Source organism: Nocardia sp. CDC519 (assembly GCF_059509835.1).
Map to the genome: position 1 here is coordinate 3057512 of NZ_CM183377.1, position 15320 is coordinate 3072831.

Sequence of the window (15320 nt, forward strand, 5' to 3'; positions counted from 1 at the left end):
TGCGCCGAGGCCGGGCGACGCAGCGGTGCGGCCGCCGTCAGAACAGCCGCAGATTCCCGAGGTAGATCTTGTCGCCGACCGCTACCGCGATCTGCTCACTGGTGATTTCCCAGACCTGCCCTTCGCTGTCCCACACCTGAAGTCTGTTGCCCGCGCTGGACGATTCGGTGACGATGGCGACTCGGCTGCCGTCGGTGCCGAGCAGCGTGCCGTCGTCGGACATGGCGCCGGTGATCACATACTCACCGGTGTAGGCGTCCACCACCCGGCTCGACCCGTAAGTCGCCAGCAGCGTTCCGACTCCGCGCAGCGGCAGATGTTCGGGCCGATCGTCGCCACTGTAGGACTGCTGCTCCCAGAGCACGATCCCATTGCGCGGACTGATGCCAGCGTAGGTGGTCGTGGAGCCATTGGTCTTGATGGCCGTCGGCACCGAGGTCTCCACCGGGCCCCGCTGGGTGTAGTACGGGTGTTGGCTCGGGCGCCAGCCCGCGGGCAGGTCGGCGGTTTTGGTGCCGTTGCGGTCGTAGATCCCGCGTGCATCGCCGTCGCCGAGGACGAAGCCGTCGATGAAGACGTTCCACGTGTCGTCGAACTGTTCGGCGCTCTCGCGTCGCAGGATCTCCGCGCCGTCGTCGAGGCGGATCACCCGGAACTCCCACTTCGACAACGGGTTCGACGGATCGGGCGCGGAGGTGACCATGGTCAGCCGGGCCAGTCCGAACACGTCGATGGCATGGCGTGGCTGCCCGGACGGTGTGGTCGCGGCGATATCGGTGCCACTCAGCGGCGCGAGCTCGCGGCCGTCCAGCCCGACGACACGCAGCAGCGGTGACAGTGGGTCGTCGGGGCGGTCGACGAAGACGAACCGGTCACCGGCGGCGGTGAGGCTGTACACGTCGCCGGTGGCGGGCACGGTCGCGATGATCCGGCTCGCCGCGATATCGACCACCAGGACGGTGTCCGTGGGGCCGGACAGGTCGCAGGCCACGGCCGCGTGGTTCGGGCTCACGACACAGCCGACCAGGTGAGATTCGGTGTCGTCCAGGAGGATGGGCGCGGTGCCGTCGACGAGCCTGCCGGTCTTCGCGTCGACGATGTCGAGGTAGTCGACCCAGTCCGCCTCCGGCGATCGGACTGTGCGGGTGAACAGCACGATCTCGGAATCGCCGCCGACCGCCGACACCCTCAGCGTGCTCGAGCCCGGCGGCCCGGGAATCTCCTGCAGCGTCCACACCGGTTCATCCGGGCGCTTGTCGAGTGCCGGCAGGATCGGTGTCACCGGGCGCCGGGGCAGCTGCGCGGCTTCCTCGGCGCCGGCATCGTGCAGATACCCCCGAATGCCCACGACAGCGCCGATGGTCGCGATGACCGCGACGACCAGCCCGGCGATCACCAGCGGAATCCGGTGCGGTCGCGCCGATCGTGACCCCGCACCGACCGAGCCGGGCGGTCGGTGCGGTACGGCAGGAGTGGGCCCGGCGGCCGGCGGCCGGGCAGGTGCGGCCGGGGCGAACGCACCACCGGCCGGGTTGGCCACCGTTGGCGCGTAACGGTCGCTCGCCGTGCCGGGGATGGCATGCTGCGGCGCAGACCCTGCCAGCGCCTGTCCGAGGGCGGCCGCGAACTCCCGGCTGGTCGCGAAACGATGCTCAGGACTCTTCGCCATCGCCCGCGCGATCACCGCATCGACCTGCGGCGCGAGGTCGGGCCGCCGCTCACGCACGCTCGGTACCGGCTGTTGCGCGTGCGCCATGATCACCGCGACCGGGCTGGTCCCGGTGAACGGCTGCGTACCGGTGAGCAGATGGAAGGCGGTGGCGGCCAGCGCGTACTGGTCCGATCGTGGTCCGACCGGCAGGCCCTGCATCTGTTCGGGCGCGGCGTAGGCGATGGTGCCGATCGTCATTCCGGTTCCGGTGAGGTCGGAACTCTCCGGACCCATGCGAGCGATGCCGAAATCGGTGAGCAGGTAGTGGCCGGTCCTGGCGAGCAGGATGTTCGCGGGCTTGACATCCCGGTGGACGAGTCCGCGCGCACCCGCGTAGTCGAGTGCGTCGGCGACCTCCGCGATCGCCCGCGCCACCTCGGTGGCCGGCAGCCCGCCCGGCGCGGTCGCCAGCAGCGCCGAGACGTCGACGCCGTCGATCAGCGCGAGTGAGATCCACAATCGCCCGTCGAACTCCCCGCGGTCGTGCACGCTCACGATGCCGGGATGCGAGAGCGAGGCGGCCAGGTCGGCCTCGCGCTCGAATCGCCGCCGATACTGTTCGTCCCGGGTGAACTGCGCCGCGAGCACCTTGATCGCATCCGACCGCGGCAACCGCGGATGCCTGGCGACATACACCTCGCCCATGCCGCCCACCCCGAGTAAGCGTTCGATGGTGTATCCCGCGAACACCGACCCCGGCTCCAAAGCCCCCACCGCTGGTTACCTCCGCTATGCGATCCGTGAAACGATCACACCGTATACCGGGGGAGTCGTCGGCTGCCGCGCTTGCCGCATATCCCGGTGCGCGTCAGTGCGTGTCCGGCCGGGGAATTCGCACACCCGCGGCGCGAAGCTTGGCTTCCACCAGCGCGAGCGCCCGTGCGGTGGCCGATCCTTGTTCCTCGCCGTGGTGGGCGATCAGCTGGTATCTGGTCGCGGCCTCGGTGCCTGCTTGCAGGCCGGTCACGATGTTGAGATGGGCAGGGTTGGCCAAGTAGTGCTCGGCCATCGCGGTGGCGAGCTCGTCGATGCGGGGGTCGTCGGGTTCCCAGTCCGCGGCGTGGGCGGCGCGTTGGATCAGCGCGACGTAGCCGGGATCGTCGAGCGCCTGTTCGACATCGGTGAGGTACGCCTCGAAGCCTCCGGGGACCAACGCCTTGGCCAGAACCCAGCCCTCCCGGGTGGCGGCCACCTCGCCGGCCGGAAAGCCCAGGTCGGACATGCGTTCCAGCAGCGCGACGGCGCGGTCGCCCAGTAGCGCCCGGTCGCCGTCGGCGAAGCGGCGCAGCGTGGCGCGCCGCGCGATCAACTCCTCGATCCGTGCGGTGAGCTTCGCCTCCACGTCGGCGAGCGCGGCGGCGAAGGATGGCGCGTCGGCGGCGAGCATGGGCCCGATGTCGGCCAGCGGCACCCCGGCCGCGGCCAGCGTCCGCACCCGCACCAGCCGTAACAACTCGGCCGATCCGTACCGCCGGAATCCGGAGCTGTCGCGTTGCGGCTCGGCGACCAAGCCGAGCTTGTGATAGTGGCGCACCGTCTTCACGGTGACGCCGACGAAGGCCGCCGCCTGCCCGATCGTGACTCCGTTTCGCATGGTCTCAGCCTCCCGCATCAGGTGAGGCCGAGCGCGAAGGCGGCCGTGCCGGACGTCGCGACGAGCGAGGTGACGCCGACGTGCATCCCGATCGACAGCCGAATGTCCTTGTGCCGCCATGCCAGCCAGTACCCGGGGAAAGTGAAGATCACCCGCGAGAAGAACACCCACGGTGACCAGAAGTGGTACATCGCGAACAACACCGTGTTGCACACCGGCGCCCAACCGCCGAGATGGGCGATACGGGGCAGCAGGAAACCGCGGAAATACAACTCCTCGATGAGGGGCAGGGCGATTCCGGTGAGCGGCAGGCAGATCGCCATCGTGGTGAGCAGCGTCGAGTACGAATAGCCGTCCAGGTCGAGGTAGGTGTTGTTACCGCTGCCACCGGTATTCGCGTACGGCAGCCAGGTGAACAAGCGCTTGCAGGCGTTGTTCAGCGGTGCCAGCGCCAGCCCGAGCACCATCATCCAGGCGATGAGTGCGATGACCATCGGCACCAGTTTCGCGCGCGGGACGGGTCTGCCCGTGTACTGCAGCACGCCGCGCAATGAGACGCGGCCGTTGCGCCGGCGGCCCAGCCGCAGCAACCCGGCCAGGACCGGAATCAGGACCAGGCACAACGCGATCGCCCATCCCAGAAATGCCGGAAAACCGATGGCCGCGACGAACGGTTCCGCGACCAGCAGATAGAGGGCGACGATCAGGACGCCGGGGGCGAGATGCAAAGTCACCGACAGCGGCAGGCAGTGGCGGTCGCCCAGTAGCCGCTCGACCAGCCCGCCCGCCCGTGTGTCTGCCGAGGTGTGCATGACGAGAACTCCTCCATGTAGGTGGCCGCACCGAGCCGGATGAGCTCGGTGCCGCCAGGGCCGGCTACTCAGTGGACGCGGCGCTGGCGGCCACCGAACACCGCCGCGAGCAGCCGCTGCTGTGCGTTCTGGAACGGCACCGCGATGGACATGGCGGAATCGTCGACACAGGTCAGGGCCGCGGTCATGGTCGTGGCGCCGTCGGGGGTGCTGTACATCAGCGTCGCGTAGCCCGCGTGGGCGCCGTTGTGGGTGATCACGATGCCGCCGTCGTCGCCAAGATCCCGGATGAACACCCCGAGGCCGTAGTCCATGGCGGGGATGCCGGTCGGGTGCGGCGTGCACAGCTCCGCCAGCAGGTCGGCCGGCAGCAGTTCGCCGCGCAGCAGCGCGGAGAGGAAGGTGTGCAGATCCCGGGTGGTCGAGATCATGTCGCCGCCGCACGGGTTCCAGGAGGGGTTGTGACGGGTGACGTCGACGATTCGCTCCCCGCCGTCGCCGGTGCATCGGTAGTAGGCGTGGGCGTGCGGCTCGGGAATGTCCGGTGAGGTCTCCGGCGCCACGGTGCCCGAGAGCCCGAGCGGGACCAGGATCCGCTGCCGCATCTCCTCGGCGAAGGACCGGCCGGTGACCTTCTCGATGAGCAGTCGCGCCAGCACATAGTTGGTGTTGGAGTAGCTCCAGCCTGCCCCGGGCGCGAACCGCGTCGGCTTGGACAGTGCCAGCTCCACCAGTTCCTGCGGCCGATAGGTCTTGAATCGGTCGGCCACCCACTCCTCGCCCGAGGGGGTGCCCGGTGCGGGGATTCCGAGCACCACCGTCCCGTCGTCGTAGAGTTCGCCGGTGAAGTTGAATATCCCGCTGGTGTGCTGCAACAGCATCCGCACGGTGATCCGCTCGTCGAGCGCGAACTCGGGCAGGTAGTGCACCGCGGGGCTGTCGAGCCCGATCGTGCCCTCGGCCACCAGGTGCAGGACCAGGGCCGCGGTGAAGGTTTTGGTGTTGCTGGCGATCCGGACGTGCCCGTCGACCGGCGGCTTCGCGGTCCCGCCGAGTTCGGCGGTCCCCGCACTGCCTGCCCATTCGCCGCGTTCGTCGTTCACCCGCACCGAGACGCCGACGAACCCGGAATCGACGATCTCCGCCATCGCCTTCCGAAGCTCCGGGCGGTCCTGCGCGGCAACGGTATTCGGCTCGATGGCCGCACTGTGCGCCCGGGTGGGGTCGAGGGTGGTGGCGGCGTTGTGGTTGTTCGGCATGGTGGTGTGCTCCTGTACTTCGCTGTGTCCCGGTCGGCTTCGTGCCGTGGCGAGGAGCGTCCACCCTGACCCGAGGTCAATGGCAACGGTGATGTGGACCACACCTAGCCGAGGGCGTTCAGGTCTATCAGGGTGGCGAGGATGGTGGCGCCGTGGTCGGTGCCTTCGGCGCCGGAGAGGATGCGATCGAGGAGGGGAGCGTTGGCGAGCATGCCCGCGCCGTAATGGCCGGTGCTGCGGGCGCTGGACAAGACGGCGTAGATGATCGCGGCGTACACCTGGGACCGGGGGATGGTGAGGCCGGGGATGGTGTCGAGGCGGGCATCGACGGCGTCGATCACTTCACGGAGTACGGCGATTTCGATCTCGCGCAAGCGGTCCACGACTAGTATCCGAACTTCATGCGATTCGACGGGGCCATCCGATTGTGTTGCACCAGTAACGTTTTCGCTTGAAATTTGATGGCGCACACGGTGATCGGGCAGTCGATGTGCTCCTGCATCACCCGGTGGGCGAGCTCGACGGACATGCTGAGAACGGCGTTGTGGCGAAAAGGGGGAAGGGCGTTCATAATCGGGAGCACCTCCGGTCTCGTCATCGGTTGGTGTGTGCCCCGAGAGCCGGGGTCCGATTGGGGCGGACCCGCACCGGCGCTCTGGATCTGAGCTCAGTAGACACGCCGCGCAATGGCTTTGGAATGTCCATCATCGGGTTTCTTACGTCGAGACACCCAATTTCTGCGGTGGGCCGGCCACGACCATGTGTTCCACGGCGGGGCGTTCCATAATTCGAACAATCCGATAGCGAGGCTAACGAGATGGCAGCGGGGTCGACACTCCCACAACGGGCGGCCGGGCGGGAACTGCGCAGGTTGCGGATGCGGGCGGGCAAGAGTCAGACGGCGGCGGGCAAGGCGATCGAGGTGTCGCCGCAGACCATCGGGAGGATGGAGGACGGGCTACCGACGAAGTTGTCGCGGGTGTACGTCAACGCGCTGTGCGATGAGTACGGGGCCACTCAGCGGGAGCGCGAGCAGCTACTGATACTGGCCGCAGAGGTCGAGGAAGCGAAGAAGGCCGGGAAGACTTGGTGGCGCAGCTACGCGGTGGAGCCGGGGTTCAATCACTATCTCGCGCTCGAAGACGCTGCGAGCAGGGTCACCAGCTTCCAGATGACCCTGGTGCCCGGACTGTTCCAGACCCCCGAATACCGTAGGGAACTGATCTGGGCGGACGACCCAACCCTCTCGACGAACGATGCGGAACAGAAATTAGAGCTGGCCATGCGACGGCAGGCCAAGCTGAATCAGGACGGATTCGGGATGAACGCGATCCTGTCCGAGGCGGTGTTGCGTCACCGGGTAGGTGGACCGTCCGTCATGGCCGGGCAACTCCACCGCCTCGCCGAGGTCGGCGGTATGCCGAACATTTCCGTCCGGGTGATCCCATTTCGCGCAGTCGGACACATCGGACTCCAGACCGTCTCCTTCTCGTTGCTGGAGTTCCCGCCCATGCCCTCTTCGCGGATGCTCGTGCCGCCAGTGGCCTATTTCGAGTCGTATACCGGACATTTGTTCCTGGAGCAGGAAGCCGAGATCCAACGCTACAAAGACGCCTGGGCCAGGTTGGTGCGTGTAGCGTCGGACGAACAAGACACCAGATCGCTGATCCTGGAGATAGCGAAGGAGTTCGAGAATGAACAACATTGACCTTTCCAGGGCGCGGTGGTTCAAGAGCAGCCGGTCCGAACGGGCGAATACGTGCGTCGAGATCGCCCACCTCGATGGCGGCATGGTCGGCGTCCGTGACTCCAAGAACCCGGCCGGGCCCGCCCTGGTGTTCACCCCGGCCGAATGGGACGCCTTCCTGAGCGGTGCTGCCCGGGGCGAGTTCGACCGCCCCTGATCCGCTGTTCGGGTCGAGGCCCCGGTTCGCGGTGAGTCCTGGCGAGGCGCGGGACCATCCGTTCATGCCTCCGCACGAACGGCCGCCGGGCGGAGGTGGGCGAGTGGTGGCGCGCGGTTCGCGGCGGGAGGCCGGGACCATGTGGGACAGTCGTTGGCCCCTCCCGGTGTGATCCCGACCATGCTCGTCCCGCATTTCCGGCCTGCGACCTGGCAACCCCGTCCCGGTACCGGGTACCCCGATTCGCGCAACCTGCTGGTCGGCTGACAGGATCACCGGCGCAGTGCGGTCGAGGTGGGTGCATTCGCCACGTGGAATCGATGATCTACCCCCTCGATCGAGGGACACGTGGTTGGAAAGGAACACCGGGATTGACGACGGACGCGCGGGCTGAGCTGGAGGCTTTTCTGCTCGGAGACCGGTTCGCCTGTCTGGCGGGGCGCTCCGCCTGGCGGCAGGGCGGCATCACCCACCGCCACTACGAGGTGATGGGCGGCGCGGAATCGGCGCGGTTGATGGCCTCGGATCTGGCCGAATTCGTCGGCTCGGCGGAGTGGAGCGCACGCAAGTTCACCAGCTTCATCGCCACCTTCGAGCAGCCTCGGGGCGTGGACGAACTGCGTTTCGAAGAGCTGCTGTGGCAGCACCTGCAGCTGCTGCACGAGGCCGACGCCGACACGTACGCCTGGGCACCCGGCTACTCCTCGGACCCGCAGTCCGGCGAGTTCGGCTACAGCGTGGCGGGGCACCCGTTCTTCGTGATCGGCCTGCACGAAACCCACCGCCGCTACGGCCGCCGCCCACCGTTCCCGATGCTGGCGTTCAACTCCCACGAGCAGTTCGGCCGGATCAAGGCCGCGGGCATGTGGGATCGCCTCGCCGAGAAGATCCGCAAACAGGACATCGCGCTGCAGGGCGACATCAACCCGAACCTGCTCGAATACGAGAAGCTCTCCGAAGCCCGCCGCTACTCCGGCCGCCCCAAACCCGCCGACTGGCAGTGCCCGTTCAGCGCCCGCCCCGCCGCCCACGACCGCGAACTGGCCGGCGCCCAGGGCTGACCCGAGCCGGTCGCGCGGCCGACGTCACTATCGGCGAGCGGCAAGAGCGTCCAGCTTGACGTCTCGCCGGTCCGCCGGTGCCTGCGGGATTCGCGGGCGCCGAGGGCCTGGCGATCAGCGCTGCGACGATCTGCCCGGGGGTATCGACGTGCCCGGCGACACTGGGTGACCGAGTCGCTGCTCATTCGAATCGCGCCGGACACCCACGGCTGGTCCGTTGCGTGCGGGCGTCGTGACTCTGGGTCGTGGTGTCGAGGCCGACGGAGATGGCGTCCAGCTCGGCTGCTGCGGCGCCCATGGTGTGGCGTCGAATTCGGCGCCGTGGTCGACTGCCGAGCTCGCTACGCCCGATACGTGAGGCGCCATTCTTCCGCGAACGACGGCCGAGCGGATCTGGCATCGCCATGACGGACGCCCTGCTGACCAGGGCCGCGCCTTCGTTGCGCGCGTCGGTCGCCGCGGAATGCTGGAAGATTCCGCTGCCCGGTAGGCCCGGACGTGCGTCGACGGCATTCCGGCGGTGTGACCGCGCGCGCCTGATCCGCTCGCGCGGGCTGCTGATCGTAGCGCTCGCGATCCATCAATATCTGTCGTAAGTGAATCAAAATTCTTCACTAAAAACCATGACAAGACCTACATCACCATGGTTATGTTAATGGTGATTCTGGCACTGAACGGTCCAGTGGTCGTCTGTCGGTGACCGCAGGGCGCGCAAGGATGGGTGATCGTATGCGGATGTCTGCTCCGGTGGCCGTCGCGGCGGTCATCGCGGCCGGGGTGGCCGTGCCGAGTTCGGCCGCCGGTGGTGAACGGCCCGTGCCCGCAGGGGAGGTACCGGCGACGGTGGCGGAGAGCCGGCCGGAGGACGAGGCCCAGGCACGCATGGTCGGGCTGCTGCCGGTGTCGGCGCCGCCGCCGAGGATGCTGCGGTCGGTGGAGCCGGCGGGCGGTGTGCAGGCGGTACAGCGCTACGAGGTGGCGTTGCCGGTCGCTGGTGGCGCTCTCGGGATCCCGGCGGTGGTGCTCGCCGCCTACCGCAATGCCGAACTCGCGCTCGCCTCATCCACTCCGGGGTGCGGCCTCTCGTGGCATCTGCTGGCCGGCATCGGGCGTATCGAGTCGGGCCATGCCGCCGGTGGGCGGGTGGACGATGCCGGTACGACGGTGCAACCGATCTTCGGTCCCGCCCTCGACGGGACCCTTCCGGGCAACGAGGTGATCCCCGCGGCGGGTGGCGGCTACGTCCGCGCTATCGGCCCGATGCAGTTCCTGCCCGGAACATGGGGCAAGTACGCCGCCGACGGCAACGGCGACGGCGCGGCCGACCCGCACAATATTTTCGACGCCACCGTGGCCGCCGGGCGCTATCTCTGCTCCGGTGGCCTCGACCTGCGTGATCCGGTGCAGGAAACGCGAGCGGTGCTGCGCTACAACAACTCCCGCGCCTACGCGACCGATGTGCTGAGCTGGTCGGCGGCCTATCGCAACGGAGGCGCGCCCGCTCGGGCGGTCGATGTGACGCCCCTGCCGGTGCCACCGCCGGATTCCGGCGACGCACCGCCGGCAGTCCAGGCGGCGGCGGTCCCGGGGCCGCTCACGCTGGAGCCGATGACGTCGGTGTCGGTCCCGCATCGGCCGACTCCGCCGTTGCTCACCGTCCCCGGCCTACCGCCCATCGACTGCGGCCTGCTCTGCGCCGGGGGCCCCGAGCGCACCGGCCCCTCCGCCGAGTCGCCGGGATCCGATCCGGCGCCCGCCGCACCACCGGTCGAGGATGCCGAGCCCGGACTGCCCGGCCCCTCCGTATCGCCCGAGCCGCGCGAAACCCCTGAGTCGCTCGGAACTCCTCAACCGCCCGCAGTTCCTGAGCCGCTGGAAGCGCCCGAGCCGCCGCAGGTGCATCGAGTACCGAGCATCACGTTGCCGTTCGGCATCGTGGTACCGCTTCCGGCGCCGCCGACGTAGTGGGGCGAGCATGTCGTTGAGGATTCAGCCCACACCGAGCGCCATGGTGCCGGGCGCGCCGCCGCGAGCGGTCGCGATTTCCGCGGCGCGGGAAGTGCTCGACTATTTCGGCAAGTGTCCGGCGTGCGGATATCCCGCGAACGCGATCGCGCGCACGGTCACCTACAGCGATGGTTCGGTGCGCGAGCTGGCCACCGGCACCTGCGGGTTGCCCTGCGGATGGTCGGGTCCGGTCGAGCTCACCACGATGACCGGACCGAGGCGTCGATGAGCCGAACAAGCCCTCGGCGCCGCTGCCGCGCTGGGTTTCCGGATGAGTGTCACGGGAGGGGATCAACCGATGTTCGCAGGTAGGAATGCGTCGTTGCTGCATCGCTATCTGGGCGACCGCAGATTCGTGCTCGCACTCCCGCGAGCGATTTCCTTGCAGGTCCTGCATCCGGCGATCGCCGCGGCCCTGGTGGAGCATGCGCCGGAACGGTTGTGGGAGCACAAGAGACGCACCGTCTCCAGCATGGTGCACATCGCCTATTCGCAGCGTGATCTGCGCCTGGTGATCCGTTTCGGGCACGAGCACGTGAAGGGTGTCGATGATCTGGGCGAGCGCTTCCACGCGTTGAACCCGGAGCTGTTCTTCTTCCAGCACGCCACCTACGTCGACACGCTCGTCACCGCGATCTCGACCTTCATCCGCCCGCTGTCGGCCGAGGACCGGGAGGAGCTGTACGCGGATTGCCGTGACTGGTATCGCAGCTACGGCATCTCGGCGCGCAGCCAGCCCGCCACCTGGCCTGCCTTCCTCGATTACTTCACCGACGCCTGCGATACTCAGCTGCGCCCGAGTGCCCACTCCGCACTCCTGGAATCGCAAGTGCTGCGCCCGGATTCATGGCTACCCGGCACCCTCCCCGGCTTCGCGGTGCGCTCGCTGTTCCACGACCGCGCAGCCGAACTGTTCGACGCGCGTCCCAGCACTGCCGACACCGTCGCCTTCCGCACCTACGCCACCGCTGTTCGCGCCGGAATGCTGCTGGCCCCGCGCTCGGTCAAGTACCTGCCGGCCGCCCGGCTCGCGGCCAAGAACGATCAGACCTACATGGACACGACCGCCACCGCCGGCGCATCGTGAAGCGCCGTGCCGGGCAGCGCTTTCATGGCGAGTGCCTCGACAGGGCGGAACACATCGGCCTGCCGATCATTGCGGGTCGATTCCTTAGCCGGTGAACCCGGTTGCGGCCAACACCTCGGCGAGGGGCTCGGCGACTCCGTGAATCCCGCCGAGCCCGGAGGCGAACAGTTCGGTGTCGACCGAGTCGCGGCAGCAGTTTTTCGGAAGCGCCGGACGAATTCGCGGGTCAGGCTTGGCACCGACTTCGATACCGAGGAGAACCATGTCGAGACAATCCTGGGGCCGGCTGTTACTGATCGCGGCCGCGGTGGTGAATCTGCTTCCGGCCGCCCTCACCGCGAACGCGGTGAGCATGGCCGGTTTCCTCGCGCTGATCCCGCTCGAACAGCCCGTGGGGCCTGCGCTGATGCGCGTGGCGAAGGTGGACGTGGTGGGCCTGCTCTTGCTTGCCGGTGCGGCGACGGCGTTCTCCAAGCGCGATGCGGGGAGCCTCGGATGAGGGCGATCGTCCTGGTGCTCGCGGCCGTATTCTTCGGCGGGATGGGGCTTTACGCGTTCGCGGCACCCGCGATGCTGGCTCGGCCGTTCGGCCTGTCGGTGCAATCCCCGGTGAGCCGATCTGAGATTCGGGCGGTATACGGCGGCTTCGGGCTCGCCATGGCGCTCGTACTCGGCTGGTCGGCGTCGGGAACGGGTGCGATGCACAGCGGCGCCGCCGTCGCGGTGGGTATGGCACTCGCCGGGATGGCGGTCGGGCGCGTCGTCTCGCGTGTGTGGGACGCGCCCACCGCGTACTATCCGATCTGGTTCTACTGCCTGGTCGAAGCGGTAGGGGCCGGGCTGATCCTCGCCGTCGCGTGAGCGGGCTCGCACGGGCGAGGACGGCCTCGTGCGTGCAGCGCACAGCCTTCAGCTATATTGAAGCTCGGTCGATTGTGCGCTACTCTCGCCGGCATGACGGAAACTACTACTGATCGTAGTAATGGTGCCGGCCCCGGCGGCTTCTCCCGACGCGTCCTGTTCGGCACCGCGCTCACCGCCGCCGGTGCCGCGACCGCCGGCGCGGTAGCAGGCCGAGCTACCGCGCCGCAGCGCAGCGCCTCCGTGATCGAGGCCTTTCATGGTGCTCATCAAGCCGGTATCGCCACCCCGGTCCAATCCCACGCGCTGTTCCTCGCGTGCGACCTCGCGCGACCCGACCTCGGGGCACTGCGTGAGCTGCTCTCCGCATGGACCACCGTCGCCGCGGCAGTGACCGCGGGGGAGCAGATGCCCGAAGCCGCCGATGCTCTCCCGGGGGCGAGCGCTGAGACCGATGTCGCCGCCGGGCTCGCGCCCGCTCGGCTGACGGTGACGTTCGGGTTGGGCCCGAGCGTGTTCGACGACAGATTCGGGCTGGCCGCCCGCCGACCGAAACACCTGCACCCGCTTCCCGAATTCGCCGGCGATGCGCTGAATCCGGCGTGGTCGGGTGGCGACCTGCTGGTGCAGATCTGCGCCGATGACGCCCAGCTGGTCAGCCACACCTTCCGGGCCTTGCGCGCCCGCATGCCCGGCCTTGCCCGCATGCGGTGGACCCAGCACGGTTTCCTGAGCCGCCCGGGCGGCGACGGCACCCCACGCAACTTCTTCGGATTCAAGGACGGAACCGCCAACCCCCGCAACGGAACCGTCGACTTCGATCGCGCGGTGTGGGTGGACTCCCCGGACGAGCCGGACTGGTTTCAGGGCGGAACGTATCTGGTGTTCCGCAAGATTCGGATGAAGACCGCCGAATGGGATCAGCTTCCGGTGTTCCAGCAGGATCAGATCATCGGCAGGCGCCGCGGCGACGGTGCCCCGCTGGGTGCGCATTCGGAGTTCGATCCAGTCGACCTGCGTGCCCGGGACGCCAGGGGAGAGCTCGCCATCCCGGACGACGCGCACGTGCGCCTGGTGCACGGCATCCCCATGTTGCGCCGCGGCTACAACTACGACTACGGAGTCCTGATCGCCAACGCGGGCGGTGCACCCGACCCCGGGCCCGCCCGCCCGCACACCCACGCGCCCGGCACCCCCGAACACACCCACGGCGGCCACAGCCAGCTCGACGTCGGCCTGCTCTTCGCCGCGTATCAGAACAACCCGCCCGAGCAATTCATCAGAGCCCAGCAGGCCATGACCACCGACCGTCTGAACCCGCTGATCCAACACACCGGCAGCGGATTCTTCGCCATGCCACCGGGCGTTCGACCGGGCGAGACGATCGGCGCCGGGCTGTTCGGTTGACCGGCGGTGCGGTTGCGGGAGCGCCGCTGCCGCGGACCGATCACTCCCTCGCCGACAACACCACGCCACGGTCATCGACCGCGGCGGCGAGTTCGCCGAGCAGACCGAGCGAGCGGGTCAGCTGGATGGAACCGTTCTTCTCCAGCGCACGGCTGAGCACGCAAGCGATAAGTTAATGTGGATTCTGTCAATGAAACGGGTTCTAACAGGCAATATAGCCGTCTATGTTAGGTTCAGAACTCTCAGTGCAATAGCAGGATTGGGGATGCGTCGGCACTACGAGGGTCGGCTTCGGTGGTGGCTTCGACACCGTGGAGAGCGCCGTGGGCACGGCGGGTTTCGCGGCGTTGATCTGCTCGAACAGCCGATGGGGGCTGCCCCGTTGCGCACGCGTTCGGGCTGCTGGTCTTGCTCGCCCGGGGGCGGTGGTGCTCGTTCTGGAAGCAAGATCAGGAGGGCCGCGGGGAGAGCCGTTGCGCGGCTGTATCTTTCGGCGGGAAGAGGCGTCAGGCGCGATAGGGGGCGGTGACCTCCGCTGTGCCGGCTGCGATCAGTCGACGATGAGCACGAGGGTTTCGGCGACGCAGGCCGGCTTGCTCGCTCCGCCGTCCACCACGTACTTCGTCCTGACCAGGGCGCCCGCGGGGGATTCGGTGACGTCGGTGAGGGTGACCGTTGCGCGCAGCGTTGACCCAGCGGGCACCGGCGCCGGAAACCGGACCTTGTCCACCCCGTAGTTGATTCGCGCCGAGCCGAATTCGAACGAGACCAGTGATCGGCTGAAGTGCGGCAGCAGCGACAGGGCGAGGTAGCCGTGGGCGATAGTGCTGCCGTAGGGGCCGGTGGCCGCGCGTTCGGGGTCGACATGAATCCACTGCAGGTCGCCGGTGGCCTCGGCGAATGTGGTGATCCGCTGTTGATCGATCACGAGCGGCTCGCTGGGGCCGATCGGGTCACCGAGCGCGGCGCGGACATCGTCGAGTGAGGTGAAGACCGTGGTCACGGCGAACTCCTGTCTATCGGGCGATGCGATCGACGGTAGCCCGCCGGGGATGCGGACGCCTGTCGCGACGGCGCGGGAATGTCCGGCCGGTAGGCGGCGATGACGTCCGCGAGTGGCCCGGATCAGTCCGGCCGGTGGCAGAAAACTCGCTCCAGGAGAACGCGCAGCTGATCGCGCTCCTGGTCGCTGAGCCGGTCCAGCCCTTCTCGGGTGGTGCGCATCTTGGCGCGGATCGCGTCGGTGACGCGCTCGCCCTCGGGGGTGATGACCAGGGTGGTGACGCGCCGGTCGACCGCGCTCGGCTCGCGGCGCACCAGACCGCGCTTCTCCAGACGGTTGATGATTCCCGTCACGTTGGACGCGTCGCAGGCCAAAGTGTCGGCCAGGGCGCGCATCGCGACCGGCCCCCGGCGCAGCACCGTCAACGTTTTGCCTTGGCTCGCAGTGAGGTTCTCGCTCGCGGCCGCGACGGTGAAGTCCCCGTAATAGGCGCCGAGCGACACCGACAGCAACTCCATGAGCCGGGCCGTCTCGACGTGGGGTGCTTGCGTCATGTCACCACCCTATCCGCAGAAACTTGACTATCTCAAATAGTTACCTCTAGCGTGGCCATT

General features: G+C 68.2%; 17 protein-coding genes. 10 read left to right on the top strand and 7 right to left on the bottom strand.

Translation table 11 applies throughout. The features are described from left to right. Positions 1-37: 37 nt before the first annotated feature. The 5 genes from AC5W7N_RS13800 to AC5W7N_RS13820 all read right to left on the bottom strand — a co-directional run bounded on the left by AC5W7N_RS13800 (position 38) and on the right by AC5W7N_RS13820 (position 5759). Positions 38-2425 (bottom strand): serine/threonine-protein kinase, encoded by a 2388-nt coding sequence (locus AC5W7N_RS13800; protein ID WP_495923936.1) that lies wholly within the window; start codon positions 2423-2425, stop codon positions 38-40. 94 nt (positions 2426-2519) lie between these two features. Beyond that, complete coding sequence (locus AC5W7N_RS13805; RefSeq protein ID WP_163811050.1) at positions 2520-3305, bottom strand: MerR family transcriptional regulator; 786 nt, start codon at positions 3303-3305, stop codon at positions 2520-2522. 17 nt (positions 3306-3322) lie between these two features. Continuing rightward, positions 3323-4117 carry a CPBP family intramembrane glutamic endopeptidase gene (locus AC5W7N_RS13810; protein ID WP_495923937.1) on the bottom strand — a complete coding sequence of 265 codons (795 nt, stop codon included), beginning with the start codon at positions 4115-4117 and terminating at the stop codon, positions 3323-3325. A 68-nt stretch (positions 4118-4185) separates the two neighbouring features. Further along, positions 4186-5376: a serine hydrolase domain-containing protein gene (locus AC5W7N_RS13815; RefSeq protein ID WP_495923939.1), complete on the bottom strand. Its 1191-nt coding sequence runs from the start codon at positions 5374-5376 to the stop codon at positions 4186-4188. 104 nt (positions 5377-5480) lie between these two features. Beyond that, positions 5481-5759, bottom strand: coding sequence for a hypothetical protein (locus tag AC5W7N_RS13820; RefSeq protein ID WP_194992207.1), 279 nt, complete (start codon positions 5757-5759; stop codon positions 5481-5483). Positions 5760-6253: 494 nt separating this feature from the next. On the opposite strand from AC5W7N_RS13820, the gene AC5W7N_RS13825 reads away from it, so the two are divergent. From AC5W7N_RS13825 to AC5W7N_RS13870, 10 genes are all read left to right on the top strand, one after another. Next, positions 6254-7084, top strand: coding sequence for a helix-turn-helix domain-containing protein (locus tag AC5W7N_RS13825; RefSeq protein WP_228806973.1), 831 nt, complete (start codon positions 6254-6256; stop codon positions 7082-7084). Next, entirely contained in the window at positions 7071-7280 is a 210-nt protein-coding gene (locus AC5W7N_RS13830; RefSeq protein ID WP_194992210.1) for a DUF397 domain-containing protein, read from the top strand. Before AC5W7N_RS13825 ends, AC5W7N_RS13830 begins: the two co-directional genes overlap by 14 nt. A 371-nt stretch (positions 7281-7651) precedes the next feature. Then, positions 7652-8341: a guanitoxin biosynthesis heme-dependent pre-guanitoxin N-hydroxylase GntA gene (gntA, locus tag AC5W7N_RS13835; protein ID WP_163811064.1), complete on the top strand. Its 690-nt coding sequence runs from the start codon at positions 7652-7654 to the stop codon at positions 8339-8341. Positions 8342-8745: 404 nt separating this feature from the next. Continuing rightward, positions 8746-8937: a hypothetical protein gene (locus AC5W7N_RS13840; RefSeq protein ID WP_195019442.1), complete on the top strand. Its 192-nt coding sequence runs from the start codon at positions 8746-8748 to the stop codon at positions 8935-8937. Between the two features lie 139 nt (positions 8938-9076). Then, positions 9077-10306 carry a lytic transglycosylase domain-containing protein gene (locus AC5W7N_RS13845; RefSeq protein ID WP_495923941.1) on the top strand — a complete coding sequence of 410 codons (1230 nt, stop codon included), beginning with the start codon at positions 9077-9079 and terminating at the stop codon, positions 10304-10306. Positions 10307-10316: 10 nt separating this feature from the next. Further along, positions 10317-10577 carry a hypothetical protein gene (locus AC5W7N_RS13850; protein WP_195019440.1) on the top strand — a complete coding sequence of 87 codons (261 nt, stop codon included), beginning with the start codon at positions 10317-10319 and terminating at the stop codon, positions 10575-10577. A gap of 69 nt (positions 10578-10646) precedes the next feature. Beyond that, positions 10647-11435, top strand: coding sequence for an oxygenase MpaB family protein (locus AC5W7N_RS13855; protein ID WP_195019439.1), 789 nt, complete (start codon positions 10647-10649; stop codon positions 11433-11435). 262 nt (positions 11436-11697) lie between these two features. Beyond that, positions 11698-11934, top strand: a complete 237-nt coding sequence (locus AC5W7N_RS13860) for a hypothetical protein (RefSeq protein ID WP_195019438.1) — start codon at positions 11698-11700, stop codon at positions 11932-11934. Then, positions 11931-12296 (top strand): DUF4345 family protein, encoded by a 366-nt coding sequence (locus AC5W7N_RS13865; protein ID WP_195019437.1) that lies wholly within the window; start codon positions 11931-11933, stop codon positions 12294-12296. Before AC5W7N_RS13860 ends, AC5W7N_RS13865 begins: the two co-directional genes overlap by 4 nt. 93 nt (positions 12297-12389) lie before the next feature. Further along, positions 12390-13703, top strand: a complete 1314-nt coding sequence (locus AC5W7N_RS13870) for a Dyp-type peroxidase (RefSeq protein WP_195019436.1) — start codon at positions 12390-12392, stop codon at positions 13701-13703. A 550-nt stretch (positions 13704-14253) separates the two neighbouring features. On the opposite strand, the gene AC5W7N_RS13875 is transcribed toward AC5W7N_RS13870, so the two are convergent. Continuing rightward, the gene (locus AC5W7N_RS13875; RefSeq protein ID WP_195007105.1) at positions 14254-14706 is read right to left on the bottom strand and encodes a MaoC family dehydratase; all 453 of its coding nucleotides are present in this window, start codon (positions 14704-14706) and stop codon (positions 14254-14256) included. A 122-nt stretch (positions 14707-14828) separates the two neighbouring features. After that, on the bottom strand, positions 14829-15260 hold the full coding sequence (locus AC5W7N_RS13880; RefSeq protein WP_194991168.1) for a MarR family winged helix-turn-helix transcriptional regulator: 432 nt from the start codon (positions 15258-15260) through the stop codon (positions 14829-14831). Between the last annotated feature and the right edge of the window lie 60 nt (positions 15261-15320).

Excerpts from the sequence above, each read along its gene's own strand:
- AC5W7N_RS13805 (WP_163811050.1), bottom strand. The coding sequence starts at position 3,305 with ATGCGAAACGGAGTCACGATCGGGCAGGCGGCGGCCTTCGTCGGCGTC.
- AC5W7N_RS13810 (WP_495923937.1), bottom strand. The coding sequence starts at position 4,117 with ATGCACACCTCGGCAGACACACGGGCGGGCGGGCTGGTCGAGCGGCTA.
- AC5W7N_RS13815 (WP_495923939.1), bottom strand. The coding sequence starts at position 5,376 with ATGCCGAACAACCACAACGCCGCCACCACCCTCGACCCCACCCGGGCG.
- AC5W7N_RS13825 (WP_228806973.1), top strand. The coding sequence starts at position 6,254 with ATGCGGGCGGGCAAGAGTCAGACGGCGGCGGGCAAGGCGATCGAGGTG.
- AC5W7N_RS13830 (WP_194992210.1), top strand. The coding sequence starts at position 7,071 with ATGAACAACATTGACCTTTCCAGGGCGCGGTGGTTCAAGAGCAGCCGG.
- AC5W7N_RS13840 (WP_195019442.1), top strand. The coding sequence starts at position 8,746 with ATGACGGACGCCCTGCTGACCAGGGCCGCGCCTTCGTTGCGCGCGTCG.
- AC5W7N_RS13845 (WP_495923941.1), top strand. The coding sequence starts at position 9,077 with ATGTCTGCTCCGGTGGCCGTCGCGGCGGTCATCGCGGCCGGGGTGGCC.
- AC5W7N_RS13850 (WP_195019440.1), top strand. The coding sequence starts at position 10,317 with ATGTCGTTGAGGATTCAGCCCACACCGAGCGCCATGGTGCCGGGCGCG.
- AC5W7N_RS13855 (WP_195019439.1), top strand. The coding sequence starts at position 10,647 with ATGTTCGCAGGTAGGAATGCGTCGTTGCTGCATCGCTATCTGGGCGAC.
- AC5W7N_RS13860 (WP_195019438.1), top strand. The coding sequence starts at position 11,698 with ATGTCGAGACAATCCTGGGGCCGGCTGTTACTGATCGCGGCCGCGGTG.
- AC5W7N_RS13865 (WP_195019437.1), top strand. The coding sequence starts at position 11,931 with ATGAGGGCGATCGTCCTGGTGCTCGCGGCCGTATTCTTCGGCGGGATG.
- AC5W7N_RS13870 (WP_195019436.1), top strand. The coding sequence starts at position 12,390 with ATGACGGAAACTACTACTGATCGTAGTAATGGTGCCGGCCCCGGCGGC.
- AC5W7N_RS13880 (WP_194991168.1), bottom strand. The coding sequence starts at position 15,260 with ATGACGCAAGCACCCCACGTCGAGACGGCCCGGCTCATGGAGTTGCTG.